Origin of the sequence: Streptomyces sp. NPDC006335 (genome assembly GCF_040612795.1) — a bacterium.
GTDB lineage: Bacteria > Actinomycetota > Actinomycetes > Streptomycetales > Streptomycetaceae > Streptomyces.
In genome coordinates this window covers 15,763-37,605 of sequence record NZ_JBEXQX010000004.1, presented here as the reverse complement: position 1 = coordinate 37,605, position 21,843 = coordinate 15,763, and the positions used below count along the sequence as shown (strand labels likewise).

Annotated in this window: 17 protein-coding genes and 4 tRNA genes; 10 read left to right on the top strand and 11 right to left on the bottom strand. The window is 71.0% G+C overall.

The annotated features are described in order from the left end of the window. Positions 1-48: 48 nt before the first annotated feature. The 4 genes from ABZ098_RS13975 to ABZ098_RS13960 all read left to right on the top strand — a co-directional run bounded on the left by ABZ098_RS13975 (position 49) and on the right by ABZ098_RS13960 (position 3,616). Positions 49-483 (top strand): DUF6194 family protein, encoded by a 435-nt coding sequence (locus ABZ098_RS13975; RefSeq protein WP_356591400.1) that lies wholly within the window; start codon positions 49-51, stop codon positions 481-483. 129 nt (positions 484-612) lie between these two features. After that, the gene (ddaH, locus tag ABZ098_RS13970) at positions 613-1,389 is read left to right on the top strand and encodes a dimethylargininase (RefSeq protein ID WP_356590604.1); all 777 of its coding nucleotides are present in this window, start codon (positions 613-615) and stop codon (positions 1,387-1,389) included. Positions 1,390-1,591: 202 nt separating this feature from the next. Continuing rightward, positions 1,592-2,569: an acyl-ACP desaturase gene (locus tag ABZ098_RS13965; protein ID WP_356590602.1), complete on the top strand. Its 978-nt coding sequence runs from the start codon at positions 1,592-1,594 to the stop codon at positions 2,567-2,569. 210 nt (positions 2,570-2,779) lie between these two features. Then, a complete protein-coding gene (locus ABZ098_RS13960) occupies positions 2,780-3,616 on the top strand; it encodes a hypothetical protein (RefSeq protein ID WP_356590600.1) in 837 nt (278 codons plus the stop codon). 32 nt (positions 3,617-3,648) lie between these two features. On the opposite strand, the gene ABZ098_RS13955 is transcribed toward ABZ098_RS13960, so the two are convergent. After that, positions 3,649-3,724, bottom strand: a tRNA-Trp gene (locus tag ABZ098_RS13955). Between the two features lie 90 nt (positions 3,725-3,814). Here ABZ098_RS13955 and ABZ098_RS13950 point away from each other — a divergent pair. Further along, positions 3,815-5,218, top strand: a complete 1,404-nt coding sequence (locus ABZ098_RS13950; protein ID WP_356590598.1) for a hypothetical protein — start codon at positions 3,815-3,817, stop codon at positions 5,216-5,218. Beyond that, complete coding sequence (locus tag ABZ098_RS13945; RefSeq protein WP_356590596.1) at positions 5,219-7,012, top strand: AAA family ATPase; 1,794 nt, start codon at positions 5,219-5,221, stop codon at positions 7,010-7,012. A gap of 51 nt (positions 7,013-7,063) precedes the next feature. Here ABZ098_RS13945 and ABZ098_RS13940 read toward each other — a convergent pair whose 3' ends face one another. From ABZ098_RS13940 to ABZ098_RS13920, 5 genes are all read right to left on the bottom strand, one after another. Continuing rightward, positions 7,064-8,392 (bottom strand): SDR family oxidoreductase, encoded by a 1,329-nt coding sequence (locus tag ABZ098_RS13940; RefSeq protein WP_356590594.1) that lies wholly within the window; start codon positions 8,390-8,392, stop codon positions 7,064-7,066. Positions 8,393-8,420: 28 nt separating this feature from the next. Next, positions 8,421-8,492, bottom strand: a tRNA-Ala gene (locus ABZ098_RS13935). 9 nt (positions 8,493-8,501) lie between these two features. Further along, positions 8,502-8,573, bottom strand: a tRNA-Glu gene (locus tag ABZ098_RS13930). A gap of 10 nt (positions 8,574-8,583) precedes the next feature. Continuing rightward, positions 8,584-8,657 (bottom strand) — tRNA-Gly (locus tag ABZ098_RS13925). 39 nt (positions 8,658-8,696) lie between these two features. Continuing rightward, positions 8,697-8,945: a WhiB family transcriptional regulator gene (locus ABZ098_RS13920; protein WP_356591398.1), complete on the bottom strand. Its 249-nt coding sequence runs from the start codon at positions 8,943-8,945 to the stop codon at positions 8,697-8,699. A gap of 289 nt (positions 8,946-9,234) precedes the next feature. Between ABZ098_RS13920 and ABZ098_RS13915 the strand changes: the two genes are divergently transcribed. Beyond that, positions 9,235-10,026, top strand: a complete 792-nt coding sequence (locus ABZ098_RS13915; protein WP_356590592.1) for a VOC family protein — start codon at positions 9,235-9,237, stop codon at positions 10,024-10,026. Between the two features lie 13 nt (positions 10,027-10,039). Here the strand turns inward: ABZ098_RS13915 and ABZ098_RS13910 are convergent, their stop codons facing one another. The 3 genes from ABZ098_RS13910 to ABZ098_RS13900 form a co-directional block, all read right to left on the bottom strand. Further along, the gene (locus ABZ098_RS13910; protein WP_356590590.1) at positions 10,040-11,065 is read right to left on the bottom strand and encodes a LacI family DNA-binding transcriptional regulator; all 1,026 of its coding nucleotides are present in this window, start codon (positions 11,063-11,065) and stop codon (positions 10,040-10,042) included. A 506-nt stretch (positions 11,066-11,571) separates the two neighbouring features. After that, the gene (locus tag ABZ098_RS13905) at positions 11,572-12,495 is read right to left on the bottom strand and encodes an NAD(P)-binding domain-containing protein (RefSeq protein WP_356590588.1); all 924 of its coding nucleotides are present in this window, start codon (positions 12,493-12,495) and stop codon (positions 11,572-11,574) included. Positions 12,496-12,509: 14 nt separating this feature from the next. Further along, complete coding sequence (locus ABZ098_RS13900; RefSeq protein ID WP_356590586.1) at positions 12,510-13,490, bottom strand: multicopper oxidase domain-containing protein; 981 nt, start codon at positions 13,488-13,490, stop codon at positions 12,510-12,512. Positions 13,491-13,679: 189 nt separating this feature from the next. Between ABZ098_RS13900 and ABZ098_RS13895 the strand changes: the two genes are divergently transcribed. After that, positions 13,680-16,175: a ThuA domain-containing protein gene (locus tag ABZ098_RS13895; protein ID WP_356590584.1), complete on the top strand. Its 2,496-nt coding sequence runs from the start codon at positions 13,680-13,682 to the stop codon at positions 16,173-16,175. After that, complete coding sequence (locus tag ABZ098_RS13890) at positions 16,175-18,367, top strand: family 16 glycoside hydrolase (RefSeq protein WP_356590582.1); 2,193 nt, start codon at positions 16,175-16,177, stop codon at positions 18,365-18,367. The genes ABZ098_RS13895 and ABZ098_RS13890 overlap by 1 nt, the downstream gene beginning before the upstream one ends. Here the strand turns inward: ABZ098_RS13890 and ligD are convergent. Further along, entirely contained in the window at positions 18,354-19,379 is a 1,026-nt protein-coding gene (gene ligD / locus ABZ098_RS13885; protein ID WP_356590580.1) for a non-homologous end-joining DNA ligase, read from the bottom strand. The genes ABZ098_RS13890 and ligD overlap by 14 nt on opposite strands. A 74-nt stretch (positions 19,380-19,453) precedes the next feature. On the opposite strand from ligD, the gene ABZ098_RS13880 reads away from it, so the two are divergent. Next, positions 19,454-20,515 (top strand): ATP-dependent DNA ligase, encoded by a 1,062-nt coding sequence (locus ABZ098_RS13880; RefSeq protein ID WP_356590578.1) that lies wholly within the window; start codon positions 19,454-19,456, stop codon positions 20,513-20,515. Between the two features lie 21 nt (positions 20,516-20,536). Here the strand turns inward: ABZ098_RS13880 and ABZ098_RS13875 are convergent, their stop codons facing one another. Next, entirely contained in the window at positions 20,537-21,727 is a 1,191-nt protein-coding gene (locus tag ABZ098_RS13875) for a zinc-dependent alcohol dehydrogenase (RefSeq protein ID WP_356590576.1), read from the bottom strand. Positions 21,728-21,843 lie beyond the last annotated feature (116 nt).

Sequence of the window (21,843 nt, the reverse complement as noted above, 5' to 3'; positions counted from 1 at the left end):
CCGGCCAACCCCACATAGGCACTTGAAGGTCACGCTTGAACCATGAGTATGGAGCAGATCATCGCGACCGTGCGCGGTTTCGACGGGGCACTCGTGGTCGTCCCGGAGCCGGGTGGGGACTCCCCCGAGATCGCGTGGGGCGACGCGTTCTTCTACTACGCCCCCGACGGGTGGGTGCCCCGGAACACCCAGCCCTACGGGACGATCGTCACCAAGGACTACCCCGGCGACACCGCCTGCGAGCTGGACCCGCCGGGCCGCTGGCGGGTCAACGTCCAGGTCGGCCGAACGGCGCTCCCCGGACTCCTCGACGAGCGGCACGACCCCGCGGCGGCCGACGTGCTGCTGCCGCACCCGGTCTACGGCACCCTCGGCTGGGTCTGCGTCGTGAATCCCGGCGAGCGGACCACCGGGACGGTCGTGAGGCTGCTGCGGGAGGCGCACGAGGCGGCACGCGCGCGTGCGGCGCGACGGACCTCGTGAGCCGTGGAGCGTCTCAGGAGGGGCACAGCCTGACTGCGGGGGTTTTGTCGACACGGACCGGCGCTGCATGATGGCTGACCGGCGCCCGTCACGGGAGCCGCCCCCGTCCCGCCGATACGGAGTTCCCTCGTGCCCAGCAAGAAGGCCCTCGTCCGCCGCCCCAGCCCGCGCCTCGCCGAAGGTCTGGTGACGCACGTCGAGCGGGAGAAGGTCGACGTCGACCTCGCGCTCGAACAGTGGGAGGCGTACGTCGAAGCCCTGCGCGCGCACGGCTGGGAGACCGTCGAGGTGGACCCGGAGGACGACTGCCCGGACTCGGTGTTCGTCGAGGACACCGTGGTCATGTACAAGAACGTCGCCCTGATCGCGCGCCCCGGCGCCGAGTCCCGGCGCGAGGAGACCGGCGGGGTCGAGGAGGCCGTGGCGCGCCTGGGCTGCTCGGTGAACTGGATCTGGGAGCCGGGCACCCTGGACGGCGGCGACGTGCTGAAGATCGGCGACACGATCTACGTCGGCCGGGGCGGGCGTACCAACGCGGCCGGCGTCCAGCAGGTGCGGGCCGCCTTCGAACCGCTCGGGGCCCGGGTGGTCGCCGTGCCGGTGAACAAGGTGCTGCACCTGAAGTCGGCGGTCACCGCGCTGCCCGACGGGACCGTCATCGGGCACATCCCCAAGGTGGACCGGCCCGCGCTCTTCCCGCGCTTCCTGTCGGTGCCGGAGGAGGCGGGCGCCCACGTCGTCCTGCTCGGCGGGCCCAAGCTCCTCATGGCCGCGAGCGCGCCGAAGACCGCGGAGCTGCTCACCGACCTCGGGTTCGAACCGGTCGTGGTGGACATCAGCGAGTTCGAGAAGCTCGAAGGCTGTGTGACGTGCCTCTCAGTGCGGCTGCGAGACCTGTACGCCTGATCGGGTGAACGCGGCTTCCGGCGCCTCGGACCTGCGGTTCCGGGGCTGCTTGTCATGCCCAGGGAACACTGCTGATCAGGGGTCTTTACGGCGTGCTTAACCTACGGTGTCGTAACCTACGGTTTCGTAGCCTACGATTCCGTAGGTTCCCGGCACCGCTCGCCGGACCCCGCATACGTTTGTCGTGTCCCCTGGAGTACCTATGACGATCACTTCCCCTCACCTCGGCAGCCCGTCCTCCTCGTGGACCGACGCTCGACTGCTGTACGCGTTGGAGGAAGTGGTCGAGAACGAACTCAACCGGCATCTGAAGGTCACCAAGGACTGGATGCCGCACGAGTACGTGCCGTGGAGCGACGGCCGCAACTTCCCCGGCTTCTTCGAGGACGGCGAGGCCTGGGAGAAGGGCCAGTCCAAGGTCACCGAGATCGGCCGGATCGCCCTCGTCGTGAACCTCCTGACCGAGGACAACCTCCCCAGCTACCACCACGAGATCGCCTCGCTCTTCGGCCGGGACGGCGCCTGGGGCACCTGGGTGCACCGCTGGACCGCCGAGGAGGGCCGGCACGGCATCGTGATGCGGGACTACCTGCTCGCCTCGCGCGCGGTGGACCCGGACAAGCTGGAGCAGTTCCGCATGGCCCACATGAGCGAGGGCTTCGAGTCGGACAACCGCCACTCCATGCTGCACTCGGTGGCCTACGTGTCCTTCCAGGAGCTCGCGACCCGTGTCTCGCACCGCAACACCGGTCACCAGTCCGGGGATCCGGTCTGCGACCGCATGCTGGCGCGCATCGCGACCGACGAGAACCTGCACATGGTGTTCTACCGGAACCTGCTGAAGGCGGCCTTCGAGCTCGCGCCCGATCTCACGATGATGGCCGTGCGCGACGTGATCGTGAACTTCCGGATGCCCGGCCACGGCATGCCCGGCTTCGAGCGGGCCGCCGCGCAGATGGCGATCGGCGAGATCTACAACATGCGCATCCACCACGACGACGTGCTCCAGCCCGTCCTGCGCTTCCTGAAGGTCATGGAGATCGACGGCCTCGGCCCCGAGGGCCAGAAGGCACAGGACGAACTCGGTCTGTACATGAACGGGCTGGACGCGGAGGCCGCGAAGTTCGACGAGAAGCTCGCCGCGCGCAAGGCGCGGATGGCGGCTCGCGCGGAAGCCTGACCCGGCCTGATCGCACCGTCGCGGGGCCCGGACGCCACCACGGCCGACCTCGTCCCGCGCCGGCCGCGCCGCGCCGGTGAACCTCCGCAGCCCGGCGGCGTGTTCGCGGCCCGCGCGGGGAACGCCTCGTCCGCCGTACGTCGTGACCCTGCTCGCCGTGACCGCCGAATATCCGGTGCGGCCGTCCCCCGGCTGCGACATCATGCGGCCATGCGTGACAGCAGCGTGGACCAGCGGGCCGTCGGCTTCCTGCTGGGCCTGATCGACACCGACGCCGCCGTACGGATACGGCGGCGCATCGGCGCGCCCCGGCCGGGCTCGAACGGACGCCGGGCCGCCCGCGCCGCCCTGAAGGTGACGCCGGTCCCGTCCTCCGTGCTGGTGTGGATCCTCGAGGAGGACGACCCCGAGCTCAACGCGCTCGTGCACGAGCACGGTTCGGCCGACGAGACGCTGCGGCGGGCGGTGCTGCGGGGCGTGCCGTTCGGGCCGGGCCGCCGGGAACCGCTGCCCGTGGACACCGCCCTGCGCAAGCGTGCCGTCGAGCCTGCGGTGCCGCAGTCCGTCGTCGCACTGGGGCTCGTCGGCGCGTTGCGGGCGGCCACCGCCATGGGGACGGCCAGAAGCGCGGCGTCCATGGTGCTCGGACACCGCGACTGGCAGACCGTCACCGCGGCCGACCGCGAGCGGCCGCTGCCCGGGTACGCCCGCTGGGCGCTGTCCGTACGCCCGGACTGCCCGCCCGCGCTGCGCGCGCAGTTCGGCAGCCACGCCAAGTTCACCCACCGCGTCCGGCAGGCCGGTGTTCTGGCCGGTCCCGGTGTATACGCGACCGCCCACGGGCCCGCCGCGCAGGTGCTGAAGGTGCTGTCCCTGGGCCCCGCGATGTTCCCCGCGCGCGTGCGGGACGCCGAGGACGCCCTGCGCCCCTTCGTCCGCGACCACTTGGGCGACCGCGAGGAGGCCTGGGCGGTGCTGTCCCAACTCCTCGACACGTACCACGGAACGGCCCCGGAGCTGATCATGACGGCGGGCGCGATCGCCTGACCCGCCGGACAGACCGCCCGGCGGGAGAAGGGGGCGGGGCGGCTGGATTCGAACCAGCGTGTTCTGGTTTTGGAGACCAATGCGCCTGCCTCTGCGCTACGGCCCCGCCCTTGACGCCTGAGCGTAATGCGTTGGCCCGTTGTCAGTGGGCGCTGCTACCAATGAGGCACGGGGGATTTTCGGTACGGGGGGCTCGGCATGGCGTACGGAGAGCGGGGGCGGCGTGTCCCGGTGGTCGACCTGGCCGACCGCAGGGCGCTGGAGCGGTACCGCCCGGCCGACCCGGGGGTGGTCGAGGAGGCACGGCGGCTGAAGGAGGCCGCCCTGCTGGACTTCGGGCTGACCGAGTCGGCGGTGGCGTCCTGGCTGTACGCCAAGTGCCGCCACCAGATCCCGACGACCGCGGTCGACACGGCGGCCGTGGTGGCCTCCGGCGACGGCTCCTGCCTGCTGCTGTACAACCCGGACTTCTTCGTCGGTCTCGGCTTGGACGGCGTCAAGTTCGTGCTGTTCCACGAGGCCCGGCACCTCGTGCAGCGGCATCTGTTCACGGACCCCGACCTGCGCGCGGACCCGGTGTTCGAGCTGGCCTGCGAGGTGTCCGTCAACCATGTGGCGCTGGTCCGGCTGAGCCGTCGTGAGCTGCCCGTGTTCGACGGCCGCCCGACGGGCGTCGATCCCCGCGAGGTGTACGACGCCTACGTCCTCGACCTGACGCGGCACGGCCTGGAACCGGTCCCGTACGAGACGTTCACCGAGACGGACATGCGGGTCTACGGCGAGCTGAAGCGCATGCGCCACCCGCCCGTCCCCGAGCGCCGGCTCTGCGTCCACCTCCGGGAGGGCGGCGTTCCGGCCGACCAGGAGACCGTCGACGCGGTCGCCTCGTCGGCGCTGCTCAACTCCCTGCTGGCGGCCCGGCGCGGGCACGCGGGCGCGGAGCGGGAGCTGCTCGACCTGATGGGCCGCACCGAGGACGGCAACACCCGGGCCGCGCGGATCTGGGGCAGCCTGGGCGCGGGCGCCCTGCGCGGCGAGACCACGCGCACGCGTACCGTCGACTGGTGGCAGCGCTGGCTGGTCGACGTGCTCGGCTCCCGACTGCGCGACGGCGAGCGGCTGGTGTACCCCAAGAAGCGGGGCGCCCTGCTCGCCGCCCTCGGCCAGGACCCGATGCTCTCGCGGCGCGGCCCGGTGCGGGAGAAGGTGCTCGTCGTCGCGTACGACACCTCGGGCTCCATGCCGGACCACGTCATCGAGTGGCTGACCCGGCTCGTGGGGCGGATCGACGGCGTCGAGGCGCACTGGCTCTCCTTCGACGCCGAGGTGATGCCGTTCAGGCCCGGTGAGCGCGTCTACGGCGGAGGCGGCACCAGCTTCCAGGCGGTCGCCGACTACGTGGAGGGCCGCACGCAGGTCGACGGGCGGCGGTTCGACGTCACCCCGGACGCCGTCGTGATGCTCACCGACGGATACGCCCCGCCCATCACACCCGCCGAGCCGGACAGATGGATCTGGCTGATCACGGAGGGCGGCAACGAATGGCCTCAGACGCACACCCCCGCGATGGACTGCCATCGCGTCACCACAGGATCGCGGTAAATGACGACGAGGACAGAGCAGTTGACCACCTCGCGCCTGGAGTCCTTCATCGACGCGATGATCGACATGGGGCAGACGGGGCAGATCTTCGGCGAGCACGGCATCGGCAAGACGGCGACGTTCTTCTCGCACATCGCCCGGGCCCACCCGGACGCGACGCTGGTGTACGTGCCCGCGGCGAACCTCACGCCGGACGACCTGCTCGTCAACGCCCCGGTGCGCGATCCGCACACCGGTGAACTGGCCCTGCGCCAGCTGGTGATGAGCCAGTTGAAGCCGCAGCGGCCGTTCGTGCTGCTCATCGACGACTCCCTCCAGGCGGGCGAGACGATCCAGTCGCAGCTCATGCAGATCGCCTGCAACTGGACGCTCGGGGAGCACGATCTGCGCGCCCTGGGCTGCGTCGGCGTCTTCCTCACGGACAACGAGTCGCTGGCCGAGACCTCGGCCCGGCGCAGTGACCTCGCGCTCCTGGACCGCATGGTGACGCTGCGGATCACGGCGAACGACACCTCGTGGCGGCGGCACCTGGCGGCCAAGTACCGTCCGTGGGACCTGGGTCCGGTGTTCTCCCTGTGGGCCTCGCTCTCCCCCGCCCTGTGCGAACTGCTGTCCCCGCGCACCCTCGACCACGTCCTGACGAACGCGCGGGAGGGCTTCCCGCTGCGCTGGGGGCTCCCGCTGGTCGACGGGGAGCGGCTGCGGCTGGCCGAACCGGGCCGGGACGGCAGACCGGGGCACAACCGCACCGCCGAGATCCTGGACCGGGTCGCCGAGTCGCTGGGCGTACCCAACCCCGCGACGATCCCCGACCCGGTACGGCAGGTCGTGCGGGCGGCGCTGCGGAACCGCTGGACGGTACTGCTCCAGGGGCCGCCGGGCTGCGGCAAGACGGAGCTGGTGCGGGAGACGGTGCGGGCGGAGCTGGGCCGGGAGCCGCTCTACTTCTCGCTGCCGGTGACGAACGTCGAGGACCTGTGCGCGCCGATCCCCTCGGCCGACGGCACCCTCGACAACCTGCTGGCCGCGAAGTTCACCGGCCCCGAGCCCAAGGCGATCGTGTGGGACGAGTACAACCGGCCCAAGGACAAGGCCGCGTTCGCCAAGCTCATGGAGATCACGCAGGAGTGGTCGCTGGCGGGACGGCGGATCGAGAACCTCAGGGCGCAGATCGCGGTGCAGAACCCGCCGTACCATCTGGGCCGCAAGATGCTGGTGGCGCGCAACAACATCGCGCAGGCGACCCGGTTCACGGCCTCGCTCCAGGTCGAGCCCGGCGACATACCGGCCAACGAGTGGCTGCTGGCCCGGTACGGCTCGGACGCCGAGACGGTCCTGGAGTGGTGGAAGCACGACATCGACGACGAGGGGCGGGCCTGGATCACCAAGCGGACGCTGGAGCGGCTGATCAAGCTGCACCGGCGCGGGCTGCCGCTGGAGATGGGCACGGTCTATCTCGGCGACGGCGAGTACGCGCCCGTGCCGCTCACCGCGCTGATCGACCGCTTCCGGGGCCGCCAGGTCACCGGTCTGCGTGAGGTCGCGCGGGACGTCGACGCCTGGGAGGCCCGCCTGCGCCGTGCCGCGGACAGCTCCTCGGAGGGCGGTGACGACAGTGACGTCGTCCACCAGATCCTCGCCAACGCGGAGCTGTCCCAGCTCAGAAAGCACCGGGCCGCCGTGACCCGTCTCGTCGCCCTGCTGCCGGCGAAGCTGCGCGCGACCTATCTGGTGGGCGCGTCGGCGCAGCAACAGCGGTTCTGGACGGAGGTGTTCATGGCGATGCGCCGGTGACACGGCGCCCGGAGCAAGTCGTCGCGGCTCCCCGGGCGCACGATGCCCGCCTCACCACTCCGCCTCCCGGTAGTCCTTCAGGAACACTCCGGACACGGGGTCGCCCGCCTCGCCGCGCACGATCGGGTCGTACACCCGCGCCGCCCCGTCCACCACGTCCAGCGGGGTGCGGAACCCGGCGCGGGCCATCCGCTCCTTCTTCGGCGCCGGGTTCTCGTCGGTGATCCAGCCGGTGTCGACGGCGCACATGTGCACGCCCCGCTCGGCGAGTTCGGCGGCACTGGTGCGGGTGAGCATGTTGAGGGCGGCCTTGGCCATGTTGGTGTGCGGGTGGCCGGCCATCTTGTTGCGGACGGCGAAGCGGCCCTCGACGGCCGTGACGTTGACGACGTACCGGCGGGGACGCGGGGAGGCGAGCAGCAGGGGCAGCAGGCGGTCGCACAGCAGCGCCGGGGCGAGCGCGTTGACGAGCTGGGTCTCCAGGACCTCGGCGGGGTCGAGGGCGCCGAGCCGGGCCGACCAGGAGTTCTCCGGGGACGGGTCGGGCAGCAGCCCCGCCTCGTCGGCCTCGCGCAGGGCGACGGGCAGCGCCGCGGCTCCGCCCTCCAGCATCCGCATGGAGGTGAAGCCCGGCGCCCGGCGTACCCCTTCGGGCAGTTCGTCGTGCTCCCCGGCGGCGAGGAGGGCGTACGACTCGGGTGGTCGGCGTACCGTCTGTGCCGCGTTGTTGACGAGGATGTCCAGGGGGACGCCCTCCCGGCACAGTTCCTCGCACAGGCCCAGTACCTGGCGCGGGTCGCGCAGGTCGACCGCGATGACGGTCAACCGGTCGAGCCACTGGTCGCTGCCCGGCGCGGATCGGAAGCGGCGCACGGTGTCGTGCGGGAAGCGGCTGGTCACCAGCAGCTCCGCGCCGTCCCGGAGCATCATCAGGGCGAGCTGGAAGCCGATCTTCACGCGGCCGCCGGTGAGCAGCGCGCGGCGGCCCACGAGGTCGGTGGCCAGGGCCCGGCGGGCGGTGTTGTCGGCGGCACAGCGAGGGCAGAGCCGGTGGTAGAAGGCGTCGACCTGTCGATAGGGCGACTTGCAGACATAGCAGGTGCGGGGCTTGCGGTAGACGCCCGCGTCGCCGGGCACGGCCAGCGGCGCGTCCTCGCGGCGGTCGTGGGCGCCGGTCGCGGTGGCCGCCATCGCCCCGGCGTCGGCGGCGGCCGACTCGGCGCCCCGCGCCTTGCGCCGCCGCAGCCGTCCGTCGCGGGCGAAGGACGCGGCGACCTGCTCGGCGCGCAGCCGCACGGGGTCGTCGACGGGCAGCTCGCGCAGCCTGCCGACCGTACGGTGGAAGGCGGCCAGCTCGGCCTCGTCGATCATGTCCCCCATGCGTCCCCGCCCTGTTCCCGCTGTGCCGTGGACCGGGTCGGATTCGAACCGACGTTCCCTTCATGCGATGAAGGTGCGCCTGCCGCTGCGCTACCGACCCCTGTGCCATGGGCCCCGGCCGGATTCGAACCGGCGTATCCGCCCTGAGAAGGCGGCGAGTCTGCCTCTGCTCCACAGGGCCCGCGTGCGCAGCCCGGGGACCGGATTCGAACCGATGTGTCCCGCCTTGGCAAGGCGGTGCGCCTGCCGCTGCGCTACGCCCGGGTGCGTTCCGGGATCCTAACCGCACTCCAGGCCCGTGGGCTCACGGGTTTTGCAGCCGCCTGATCGCCAGCCGCTCCTTCTCGGAGAGGCCGCCCCAGACGCCGAAGCGCTCGTCGTTGGCCAGGGCGTACTCGAGGCAGGCCGGGCGCATCTCGCACATGCCGCAGATGCGCTTCGCCTCTCGTACCGAGCTGCCCGGCTCGGGAAAGAAGAAGTCCGCCCCGGTCTGCGCGCACAACGCCTGCGCCTGCCAGGCGGGGTCGGTCGGGGTGATGGTGTCGATGTGCATGGCCGAGATCGTGCCGAGCGGCGAAAAACGTTCGATCAACACGGGATCAACGGCGCCGTTCACGGCCTCGGGCCGCCTCGATGGTCCCGCGCCCGGTGCGGGGGCGCACGGCGGCGCGCGGAAGCCGTTCGCCGACGGGTCCCCACGTCTCCGGGTGGCGGTGGTCGCCGAGGGCACCCGGAGTCGGCAACGGCGCCACCGGCCCTCGGTGTCGTCCCGGCGGCGATTGTCAGTGGTCGGTGCCAGACTCGGCGGTACAGGCAACGGGACCCCTCAGAGGAGGGCAGAGATGCTCACGACCCGTTACGTCACCGGCGCTCCGAACTGGCTCGACCTAGGCACCCCCGACATCGACGGCGCCACCACCTTCTACGGCGGCCTGTTCGGCTGGGAGTTCCAGCCGGGCCCGCCCGAAGCCGGCGGTTACGGCTTCTTCCGGCTCGCCGACAGGACAGCCGCGGGCGGCATGCAGACCACACCGGACCAGGGCCCGCCGTCCTGGACCGTCTACTTCCAGACGCCGGACGCGGACGCCACCGCGAAGGCGGCCGAGGAGGCGCACGGCTCGGTGCTGATGCAGCCCATGGACGTGATGGACCAGGGCCGCATGGCGATCCTCGCCGACAAGGCCGGCGTGTCCTTCGGGATCTGGCAGCCGGGGCGGAACAAGGGCCTGGATGTCACCCAGGAGCCGGGCTCGCTGTGCTGGGTCGAGCTGTACACGGCCGACCTGCCGATGGCCGCCTACTTCTACCGTGCGGCGCTCGGCCTGGAGACCTACGGTGTCGACTTCCCGGGCGGCACGTACACCACCGTGCTGCCGGACGGGCAGGGCGAGGACGGCATGTTCGGCGGCATCGTCCCGCTCGCCGACGACCCGCTGGAGGCCCGGGCCGGGGCGTACTGGATGCCGTACTTCGAGGTCACGGACACGGACGAGACGGTGGCGAAGACGCAGGAGCTGGGCGGCAGCATCCGGCTGCCCGCCACGGCCGTGCCGGGCGTCGGCCGGATCGCCAAGCTGGCCGACCCCTACGGCGCCCGTTTCGCGGTGATCAAGAGCGATCCGCGGTGGTCCTAGGGGACGCGCAGGGTCACGCCGAGGCGCGCCGCACCAGCGTGGTGGGCAGGACGACACCGGCCGGTGCGGCGCCCGTGCCCCCGGGCCCGGGTCCTCCCAGGAGCAGGCGGGCCATCAACCGTCCCATTTCCTCGATGTCCTGACGGACCGTCGTCAGCGGCGGATCGGTCTGCTCGGCGACCGTCAGCATGTCGTCGAAGCCGATCACCGCCACGTCCTCGGGCACCCGGCGCCCGCGCTCGCGCAGCACGCGCAGGGCGCCGGACGCGGTGAGGTCGTTGGCGGCGAACACCGCGTCCACGTCCGGCCTGTGGTCGAGGAGTTCCCGCATCGCCCGTTCCCCGCCGGCCGGGGTGAAGTCGCCCCGCACGACGAGCCCCGGGTCGGCGTCGCCCATGACGTCCCGGTAGCCGTCGAGCCGGTCCGCCGCGGAGGTCTGGTCGAGGGGCCCGGTGATGTGGGCGACGCGGCGGCGCCCGAGCCCCACGAGATGCCGTACCGCGTCGCGGGCACCGCCCCGGTTGTCGCTGTCGACGTACACCACGTCCGTCGTCCCGTCGCTCCAACCGGGCCGTCCGCCGAACACGGTGGGGACACCGGCCCGTTGGATCAGTCCGGGCAGCGGGTCGTCGAGGTGCAGCGAGAAGACGAGCGCGCCGTCGACGTGTCCTCCGGCGAGGTAGCGACCGACGCGGGCGTGGTCGTCGCGGCCCTCGGTGAGCAGCAGGACGAGTTGGTTGTCGTGCGCGGTCAACTCCTTGCTGATCCCGCGCAGTTGCAGTGCGAAGAAGGGGTCGGCGAAGACCCGGGTCTCCGGCTCGGCCACGACCACGGCGACGGCGTCGTGGCGCCGGGTGACGAGACTGCGGGCGGCCTGGTTGGGCACGTAACCGAGCTCTTCGACGGCTCTGCGCACCCGCTCGACGAGCGGCTCCCTGACCCCGTCCCCGCCGTTCACCACCCGGGACACGGTGGCACGCGACACCCCGGCCCGGGCCGCCACGGCCTCCAACGTGGGGCGCGGCGCTGTCTCGGTCACTTCGGGGCTCCTCGTCGGCCTCGGCGGGTGCGGATCAGGATAGCTCCGGACGAGGACCCGGTGAGAGCGCTCTCGCGGCACCACACGGCGCACGCGTACGGCGCGGGACATCCGTGTACGGGCCTCACACCAGCAGACCAACGGTCCCTGCCGGTCCTCCGCCCCGGGTGGTCACCCCGCACCACTCACCCAGGAGCGCCGCCGCGAGCGCTCTCGCGGGACAGCGCACGGCGGACCAGTAAGGCGCCAGGGAAACCCCCGGCCGACGCCTCACGCCAGCAAGTTCACCCGCCGCCCGATCCCCTCCCCCTCGGCCCGCTCGTACGCCGTCCACGCGATCGCCAGGTCCTGCCAGGGCAGACCACCGGCGCGTAGCCCGTACGGTCCGCGTCGGTGATCCGGCCCGGATGGTCGCCAAACCACCTCGCCCAGGGTGGCCGCCACGAGCGCTCTCGCAGGACAGCGCACGCCGGACCCGTACGGCAACAGGGTCCCCGACCAAGGCCTCACGCCAGCAGGTCCACCCGCCGCCCGATCCCCTCCCCCTCGGCCCGCTCGTACGCCGTCCACGCGATCGCCAGGTCCTGCCAGGGCAGCCCCACCGGTGCGTAGACCGTACGGTCCGCATCGGTCCGTCGGCCCGGGTGGTCTCCCCGCACCACCTCACCCAGGGTCGCCGCCGCGGTCCCGCCGCTCGCCAGCACGCCCGTGCTCACGGCGAGCGAGCGGTCGTCGACCACGACCACGGACGCGTCCAGCAGATCGGCAGCCAGCTCCGCCTTGCCCGGTTCGTCGACGCCCAGGCTCGTGAAGTGCTGTCCCGGCCTGGTGTCGTCCAGGTGCAGCAGTGGTTCCCGGGACCAGGTCGCCGACAGGACGACGTCGGCGGTCGCGGCGACCTCCGCGGCCAAGGACAGCACCCGGCCGCCGTGCCGCGCTGCGAACTCCGCGGCGCGGTCGGCGGACGTGTCCTGGACGACGAGGGCGCCGCGGGGTCGCAGCGCTCCGAGACCCCGCACCATCAACTCGGCCTGCGCTCCCGCCCCGATCACTCCGACGACATCTCCCCGGCCGGCCAGCAGATGCGTGCCCAGCGCGGCCGCGAGCCCCGTCCGCCATGCCGTGACCGTCGCCGAGTCCAGGAGCGCCAGCAGTTCGCCGTCGGTACCGCTGTGCAGGCAGATCACCCCGCGCAGGGCGGGCCGGGCGCCGGGGAACTTGGCGTTGACCTTCACCGTGTAGGCGGGAACGCCGGGGAGCAGGCCCGGGATCAGCGCGGTCGCCGTGCCGGGGAACGGGAGGTCCGTGCGCACCCGTTGCCCCGGGATCGACTCGCCGTCCGCGTCCCGGAAGCCGTCCCGCAGGACATCGACGCAGGCGCCCGGCTCCAGCACCGTCTCCAGATCACCGCGTGTGAGAAGAAGAGTCACCCGCCCATGATCCGTCAGTGGTGGTGCTCGGCCCGCTGCCCGGTGTGCTCGTGCGGCTCGTACCCCGGGATCGTCCCGTCGGTCTTCTTCACCAGGAACAGGCCCACCATGCCCATGTCGGAGTGGCTCTGCACATGGCAGTGGTACATCCACGCGCCCGCCCCGACCCCTTCCCCCGCGATCACCTGGAAGCCGAAGGAGTCCGCCGGGCCCACGATCTTGTTGTCGATGACCTGGCTCGGGTCGTCGGGCCCGGTGAGCATGCCGGTGCGGTTGTCCGCCCAGCGGTGACCGTGCATGTGGAAGGTGTGGTAGTACTCGCCGTGCGTGATCATCACGAACTCGACCCGATCGCCCACCGTGGCCTCGAAGTTGGGACCCGAGTGCGCCGGCTTGTTGTTGATGAGCATGTCGTTGAAGACGATGGTGTGGGTCGCGTCCGGCAGGATGTCTCCCTTGCGCCGGACGATCACCGGGCCGTAGAGGCCCTTGCGGATGCCGGTGGTTCCGTGTTCCGTGCCGACCACGTGGTCGTGGTAGTGCCAGTAGCCCGCGCTGCCCGCCCGCCAGGTGCCGTCGCCGCGGCGGCCCGGCAGATGGGTGCGCCAGGTGTAGGTGCGGGTGCCGCCAGGCTCGACGTCGCTGTGGTTCACCCTCGTGCCGTCGCTGGAGATCTCGTAGTCCAGGCCGTGGACGTGCAGGCTCGCCCGGACGTCCATGGTGTTCTCGAACTCGATGTGCAGGGTGTCGCCCTCGTTGAGCTCGATGAGGGGACCGGGGATCGTCGCCCTGCCCTTCTCCAGGCCGTAGCCCATCTGCCCGTCGGCCAACTTCTCGGCGTACAGCTTGATGCGCTTGACCTCGCCGCCTCCCGGGGCTGCCCGTGCCGGACCCGCGTCACTGCGGGCCTCCGGAGCCAGGGACAACGATGTCGCGACGGCCGCGCCACCCAGCAGCACCCGCCGGTTGAAGCCACGTCTGTCCAGTGCGCCCATGCGGAACTCCCCACCGTGATACGGGTTTTGCGGAGACGTACCTGTGATGAACCGGTGAGACGGTACCGGCCGACGAGCCGTTTATCCACACTCAGGACAAAGTTGGTGGGATCCCGGTCATAGGTATTGGCGAGTGCGGCAAAGGGGTCTAGCTTCCATGGCGCTGTTGCTGTGCCCGAGGAGGTGCCCATGCACTTACGAGGGTTGAGCGCGAGAAGCGGAGGAAGCGCGAGGAGACGGGTCTGGACGGCCACCGTGACCGTGGGGGTCGTCGCCGCCGGGCTGATGTCCGGACCGACCGCGGGGGCGCTGCCGGCTCCCGACCCGGACGCGACAACGATGTCCGTCAAGTCGCCACCGGGCGGCGGGGACGTACGGGTGCTGGTCTTCCACGGCTCGGCGGCGGCCGGGGACGAGTCGCCGGTCGTCGACGCCGGGATCGCGGCGATCGAGAGGATCGGACTGTCCGGTCCGGCCAACCAGCGGTTCGAGACCGAGGCCACCGACGACGCGAGGGTCTTCACGGACGAGAAGGCGCTCGGCGGGTACAACGCGATCGTCTTCCTGACCGGTGGCGGCGATGTCCTCGACCCCGACCAGGAGGCCGGTCTGGAGGCCTACATGGAGGCGGGCGGCGGTTTCGTCGGCATCCATGACGCGGCCCGCGCCGAGCCGTACTCCGACTGGTTCACGGGTCTCGTCGGTGCCCGCCCGGCCACCTCCAGCCCAACGGCCGTACAGCGGGCCATTGTTGAGGTCGGCGACCGGCAGCATCCGGCGACCAGGGATCTGCCGGTGCAGTGGAAGCGGCCCGACCAGTGGTTCAACTGGACGAAGAACCCGTCCGGCGAGGTGCACACCGTGGCCCGGGTGCGCGAGTCCACCTACCAGGCCGGCGCGAGCGCCAACGGCTGGGACCACCCGGTGAGTTGGTGCCGGGACTACGACGGCGGCCGGTCCTTCTACACCGGCATGGGCGGCACGGTGTCCTCGTACGACGAGACCGACTTCCGCACTCATCTGCGCGGCGCGCTGCTGTGGACCTCACGTCTCGTACAGGCCGACTGCAAGGCGACGATCAACGCCCACTACAAGGCGGAGCGCCTGACCCAGCCCAACCAGCCGGGGCAGAACGACCAGATCGGCGAACCGCACGGCCTGGTCACCGCACCCGACGGGCGGGTCCTGTACATCGGCCGGGGCGGCGCCGACTCCTCCCAGCCCGTGATCACCGACTGGAACAACCCCGACATCGGCAAGGGCAAGGGCGAGATCCACGTCTACGACCCGAGGACCGGGAAGGTCACCCTCGCGGGCGCGTTGACCGTGTTCGGCAACAAGGGCGGTGGCGACGAGCTGGTCAAGGTCGAGGAGGGGCTGCTCGGGATCGAGCTGGATCCGCGCTTCGAGGAGAACGGCTGGGTGTATCTGCACTACACCCCGCACTCGCGGCTCAACCGCGACACCCGCATGGCCGAGCGGCGGGTCTCCCGCTTCACCCTCGACCTCGCCACGAACAAGCTGGACCTGAACAGCGAGAAGGTCCTGCTCAAGTGGCCGGTGCAGGTGCACAGTTGCTGCCATTCGGGCGGCGGGATGGCCTGGGACTCGAAGGGCAACCTGTACATCGCCACCGGCGACAACAACTCCAGCGGCTTCAGCGGCGGTTACTCGGGCAACAACCCCCAGCCGAACTACAAGGGCGTCTCCTTCGCGGACGCGCGCCGCACCGCCGGCAACACCAACAACCTCAACGGCAAGATCCTGCGCATCCACCCGGAGGCCGACGGGACGTACACCCTGCCCGAGGGGAACCTCTTCACCGGCAGGGAGACCGCCGAGGGCGGCGGCAAGACGCGCGGCGAGATCTACGTGATGGGGGTCAGGAACCCGGCCCGGATCTCCGTCGACAAGAAGACCGACGTCCTGTACGCCGGATGGGTCGGGCCCGACGCGAGCGCGCCCTCGACGACCTGGGGTCCGGCCAAGTACGACACCTTCGCCGTCATCACCAAGGCGAGCAACCGGGGCTGGCCGTACTGCATGGGCAACAAGCAGCCCTACCGGGACCGCAACCTGCCCAACCCCGACCAGCCGCTCGGCTGGTACGACTGCGACCACCCGAAGAACGAGTCGCCCAACAACGACGGTCTGGTCAACCTCCCGCCGGTCACCGGCAACACCATCTGGTACTCGCCGCAGGGCGGTGCCCCGGACTACCCGCGGGACGCGAACGGCATCCCGTCCTACAAACAGGAGGAGGCCACGTACCTGCTGCCGTGGCTCAAGGGCGGCGGCCAGGCCGCGATGAACGGGCCGGTCTACCGCTATGACACGGCTGGCGCGAGCCTGACCAAGTGGCCCTCGTACTGGGACGGCAAGTGGTTCGTCGGCGACTTCTACGACGCCGACCAGCCCCGCAACGCGGTCCTCACCGACCCGAGGAACCACGGGGACGGCGGACTGCCCGTCCACTCCGAGTCGCTCAAGAAGATCGTGCCGATCGGCAACGACGGCATCAAGAACCTCATGGACTGGAAGTTCGGCCCGGACGGCGCGCTCTACGTCCTCGACTACGGGCGCGGCTTCTTCACCTCGGACGCCAAGTCGGCGCTGTGGCGGGTCACTTACCAGGGCGGCGGACCGACACCGGCCGCCGGACAGCTCGTGAGAGGAGGGCAGTGATGCACCCCCGGAGAGCTCTGACCGTCCTGGTGGCCGCCCTGCTGATGATGCTCGGCCTCCAGTCGACCTCCCAAGCCCGGCCCGAACCGGTCGCCGCGGCAGCCCAGACCCTCACCTGGACCGCCGGTGACGACATCACCAAGTACAACTCCGCCCCGGCGACCGCCGTCGCGGGCACGGCCACGATCGTCTTCGAGAACAGCGCGGCCACCGGCAACACCACCGGCATGCCGCACACGCTGACCTTCGTGACCAGCGACCCCGAGTTCAACGACGACGTCCAGCTCAACATCCTCGCCAACCCCAACGACGACATGGGCGGCCGCCACACCGCCGAGGTCACCCTCACCCCCGGCCGGTACTTCTACCACTGCACGATCCCCGGCCACGGCCAGATGCAGGGCATCCTCGTGGTGACCGAGGGCAGCGGCGAGGACACCACCACGCCCTCGGCGACGGCCCAGGTGTCCGGCACGCAGAACGCGCAGGGCCAGTACGTCGGTTCGGCGAGCGTGGCGGTCACGGCGACCGACGAGGCCGGCGGCTCCGGCGTCGACCGGATCGAGTACGCGATCGGGGACACGGGCGCCTGGCAGCCGTACACCGCCCCCATCGTCGTCGACCAGGTCGGCGACCACAAGATCCGCTACCGGGCCGTCGACAAGGCGGGCAACGTCGCCGCCGAGAAGAGCGTCGGCTTCACCGTCGTCCCGCCGCCCTCCGACGACACCGACCCGCCGGACACCTCGGCGACGGTGAGCGGCGAGCAGAACCCGGACGGTACGTACATCGACATGGCCACGGTGACCGTGTCGGCCTCCGACACCGGATCCGGGGTCAACACCATCGAGTACGCGCTGAACGACGGGAGTTGGCAGCCGTACACCATGCCGGTGATGGTGCACCGGGTCGGCTCCCACACCGTGCGCTACCGGGCGACCGACAAGGCGGGCAACGTGGCCGCCGAGAAGAACGTGCGGTTCTCGGTGGTCGCGGCGACCCCGCAGGACACCGTCCCGCCCGTGACCGGTGTGACGGTGGACGGCACGCGGAACTCCGACGGGGCGTACCTGGGCAACGCCAAGGTGACCGTGAGCGCCACGGACGAGGGCGGTTCGGGTGTCGCGGCCGTCGAGTACTCGATCGACGCCGGACCCTATCTGGCGTACACCGCCCCGGTGATCGTCGACCGGGCGGGCACCCACACCCTCGCCTACCGGGCGAGCGACAAAGCGGGCAACACCTCGGCAGCGCGCACGGTGACCTTCACGGTGGTCGCCGGCCAGGTCCCGGCGCCCCACTGCGCCGAGTTCGACGAGCGGTTGACGGTGATCGTCGGCACGGTCGACTCCGGGGTGCCGAACCGGATCACCAACAGCCGGTGCCGTATCAACGAGTTGATCGAGGACGAGAAGGAGTGGACGTCCCACGCGCTGTTCCTCAAGCACGTGAAGGGCGTCCTGGACAAGCTCTTCAGGGACGGGGTCGTCGACGAGCGCGAGTACGACGCGATCGACGCGGCAGCCCGTGCGTCCGGGATCGGCAGGCCGGGACAGACCGAGGGCTACCGCACGATCCTCGACGGCAGCGCCGCCTCCTTCGCCAAGTGGCAGCACGTGGGCGGGGGTTCGTTCGCCCCGAACGGCGACGGGTCCATCACGTCCGGCACCACGAGGGACGGTCTCGGCATGCTCTGGTTCCCGGAGCGCAAGTACGGCGACTTCTCGCTCAAGCTCCAGTGGCGGGACGACGCCCCGGGCACCGGGAACGCCAACTCCGGTGTGTTCGTGCGGTTCCCGTGGGTCCACGACCACCCGGAGGAGTCCCGCCCCGAGTGGGTCGCCATCAAGTACGGCCACGAGGTCCAGGTGTTCGACTCGCCGTCCGGCGACATGTACAAGACCGGGTCGGTCTACGGCTTCGACCGGGTGGGGCTCGCCGGTGCCGGCGTCACCCAGAAGGGCACCTGGAACGACTACGAGATCCGGGTGGTCGACCAGCACTACTCGGTCTACCGCAACGGCGTGCTGATCAACGAGTTCGACAACACCGGCGGCCAGGACTTCTACCCCGCCCGCTCGGACGACCCGGGCACGGACGGACGGCGGTTCTCCTCCGGCTACATCGGACTCCAGGTGCACGGCACGACGGACGTGGTGTCGTACCGGGACATCAGGATCAAGGAGCTGTAGGGCCGGACTTCTTGGCCTTGCTCGGCTGTACCCGCTTGGGCTCCCCCGGCATCTTCGGATACTCGGGCGGGTACGGCAGATCGCCCAGCCCGTGGTCGTGCTCGTCGCGGCGGGCCAGCTCCAGCAGGGGCTCCAGCGAGAAGGCGTGATCGTCCATGTCCGCGTGCACGTCGCCGAGTTCGGCGAAGCGCGCGGGCATGGTCGCGATGTCGAAGTCCTGCGGGTGCGCCTCGCCGACCTCCTCCCAGCGCAGGGGTGCGGAGACGGGGGCGTGCGGGCGGGGCCGTACCGAGTAGGCGGAGGCGATCGTGCGGTCGCGGGCCGTCTGGTTGTAGTCGATGAAGATGCGCTCGCCCCGCTCCTCCTTCCACCACTTGATGGTCACGTGGTCCGGCATCCGGCGTTCCATCTCGCGCCCGACCGCGATCGCGGCCCGCCGCACCTGGGTGAAGGTCCAGCGCGGTTCGATCGGCACGAAGACGTGCAGACCGCGTCCGCCGGAGGTCTTGGGCCAGCCGCGCAGACCGCCGAACTCCTCCAGCACCGACCGCAGTTCATGAGCCGCGCGCACGGCGTCGTCGTAGTCCGTGCCGGGTTGCGGATCGAGGTCGATGCGCAGTTCGTCGGGGCGGTCGACGTCGTCGCGGCGGACCGGCCAGGGGTGGAAGGTGAGGGTGCCGAACTGGGCGGCCCACAGGACGGCCGCCTCCTCGGTCGGGCACATCTCGTCGGCGCTGCGGCCGCTGGGAAAGGTGATGTGGGCGGTCGGGATCCAGTCGGGCATGTTCTTGGGCGCCCGCTTCTGGAAGAAGTTCTCGCCGGTCACCCCCTCCGGATAGCGCTCCAGGGTGGTCGGGCGGTCGCGCAGGGCGCGCAGGATGCCGGGGGCGACGGCCTGGTAGTAGCGGGCGAGGTCCAGCTTGGTGAAGCCACGCTCCGGGAAGAAGATCTTGTCCGGGCTGGACAGCCGTACGGTCCGGCCGCCCGCCTCCAGTTCCACCGCGTCACCCATGCGGCCACGGTAGGCCCACCGGGCAAACCTCGCACATCAGGCGAAAAGCATCGGCGCCCAGCAGAATCAGGACCATGGATCTGCCGGTGATGCCCCCCGTGAAGCCCATGCTCGCCAAGTCGGTGGCGAGGATCCCGCCGGACATGCACTACGAGGCGAAGTGGGACGGCTTCCGGGCGATCGTGTTCCGGGACGGGGCCGAGGTCGAGCTGGGCAGCCGTACCGGAAAGACGCTGACCAGGTACTTTCCCGAACTGGTGGAGGCGCTGCGGGAGCGGTTGCCCGAGCGCTGTGTGATGGACGGGGAGATCGTGATCGCCCGGGAGGGGCGGCTGGACTTCGACGCGCTGACCGAGCGGATCCACCCGGCGGCGTCCCGGGTGCGCACCCTGGCGGAGCGGACGCCGGCCTCCTTCGTGGCCTTCGACCTGCTGGCGCTCCAGGACGAATCCCTGCTGAACGTCCCCCTCGCCGAGCGCAGGAAGCTGCTCACGACGGCTCTGTCCGCGGTCACGGCCCCGGTGCACCTGGCGCCCGCCACGACCGACATCGGCGTGGCGCAGCAGTGGTTCGAGGAGTACGAGGGCGCGGGCCTGGACGGGGTCATCGCCAAGCCGCTCAACGGGCGCTACCTCCAGGACGAGCGCGCCATGTTCAAGGTCAAGCACGAGCGCACGGCGGACGTGGTGGTCGCGGGCTACCGGCTCCACAAGAGCGGCCCGGTCGTCGGCTCCCTGCTGCTCGGCCTCCACGACGACCGGGGAACGCTCCAGCATGTCGGCGTGTCCGCGGCCTTCCCCATGAAGCGGCGCGCCGAGCTGATCGAGGAGCTGGAGCCGCTGCGGATGGCGGACGTCTCCGGGCATCCCTGGGCGGCCTGGGCCGAGGAGGCCGCCCACGAGAGCGCCCGGCTGCCCGGGGCACCGAGCCGCTGGTCGGGCAAGAAGGACCTGTCTTGGGTACCGCTCCGGCCGGAGCGGGTGGCGGAGGTGGCGTACGACCACATGGAGAACGGCGCCCGCTTCCGCCACACCGCCCGCTTCCGCCGCTGGCGGCCCGACCGGACCCCGGAGAGCTGCACGTACGCGCAGTTGGAGGAGCCGGTGCGCTACGACCTCGACGAGATCCTGGGCTAGCTTTCAGCGGAAGGAGCGAGGTCAGGGCCGCATCAGCACCTTGACCGCGCCCTCCTGCTTCTTCTGGAACATCTCGTACGCGTGCGGGGCGTCCGACAGCGGCACGTGATGGGTCGCGAAGTCGTCGACGCCGAGCGGGTCCTCGTCGGTCAGGTACGGGATGATCTCGTCGCTCCAGCGCCGGACGTTGGCCTGGCCCATCCGGATCTGGATCTGCTTGTCGAACATGGTGAGCATGGGCAGCGGGTCGGCCATGCCACCGTAGACGCCGGTGAGCGAGAGCGTGCCGCCGCGGCGCACCAGCTCGATGGCCGTGTGCAGGGCGGCGAGCCGGTCGATGCTGAAGCGCTCGGCGAACGGCCCGCTGAGCTTCCTGGGCAGCAGCGCCGAGGCGTTCTGGGCGAGGCGGGCGGCCGCGCTGCCGTGGGCCTCCGTGCCGACGGCGTCGATCACGGCGTCCGGGCCGCGTCCGTCGGTCTCGTCGCGGATCGCCTGGACCAGTTCCTTCTCGCTGTCGAAGCTCCGGAGGTCGTACGTCTCCACGCCACGCGTGCGTGCCCGGCGCAGCCGCTCGCTCACCAGGTCCACGCCGAAGACGCGCCCGGCGCCGCGCACCTGCGCGACCCGGCAGGCCATGTCGCCGATGGGCCCGAGTCCGAGCACCGCGACACTGCCGCCCTCGGGGACGTCCGCGTAGGCGACGGCCTGCCAGGCGGTGGGCAGCACGTCGGAGAGGTAGACGAAGCGGTCGTCCGGCGGCCCCTCCGGGACCTTGATGGGCCCGTACTGGGCCTGCGGGACGCGCAGGTACTCGGCCTGGGCGCCCGGTACGGCGCCGTACAGGCGGGTGTAGCCGAACAGGGCGGCACCCATGCCCTCGCTGGTGACCTGGGTGGTCTCGCACTGGGTCGGCAACCCGGTCATGCACATCCAGCAGTTGCCGCAGGCGATCTGGAAGGGCACGACGACCCGGTCGCCGACCGAGAGGTCCGGGACCGCGGCGCCGACCTCCTCGACGATGCCCATGGGTTCATGGCCGAGGATGTCGCCCGGTGTCATGAACGGGGTGAGTACCTCGTAGAGATGCAGGTCGGAGCCGCACAACCCGGACGAGGTGATCTTGATGATCGCGTCGGTCGGTTCCTTGATCTTCGGATCGGGAACCTCCTCCACCCGTACGTCCCGCTTGCCCTGCCAGGTCACTGCCTTCATCGCCGGGCGCTCCCTCCGTCACTCGCGTGTCGGTCCTCGGGTAAGCGCCCCGGGTACCCGGGGCGGCTCCCGCCGAACCGCGATCCAGGGCCGATCGGCGTAGTCGACGCGACGAA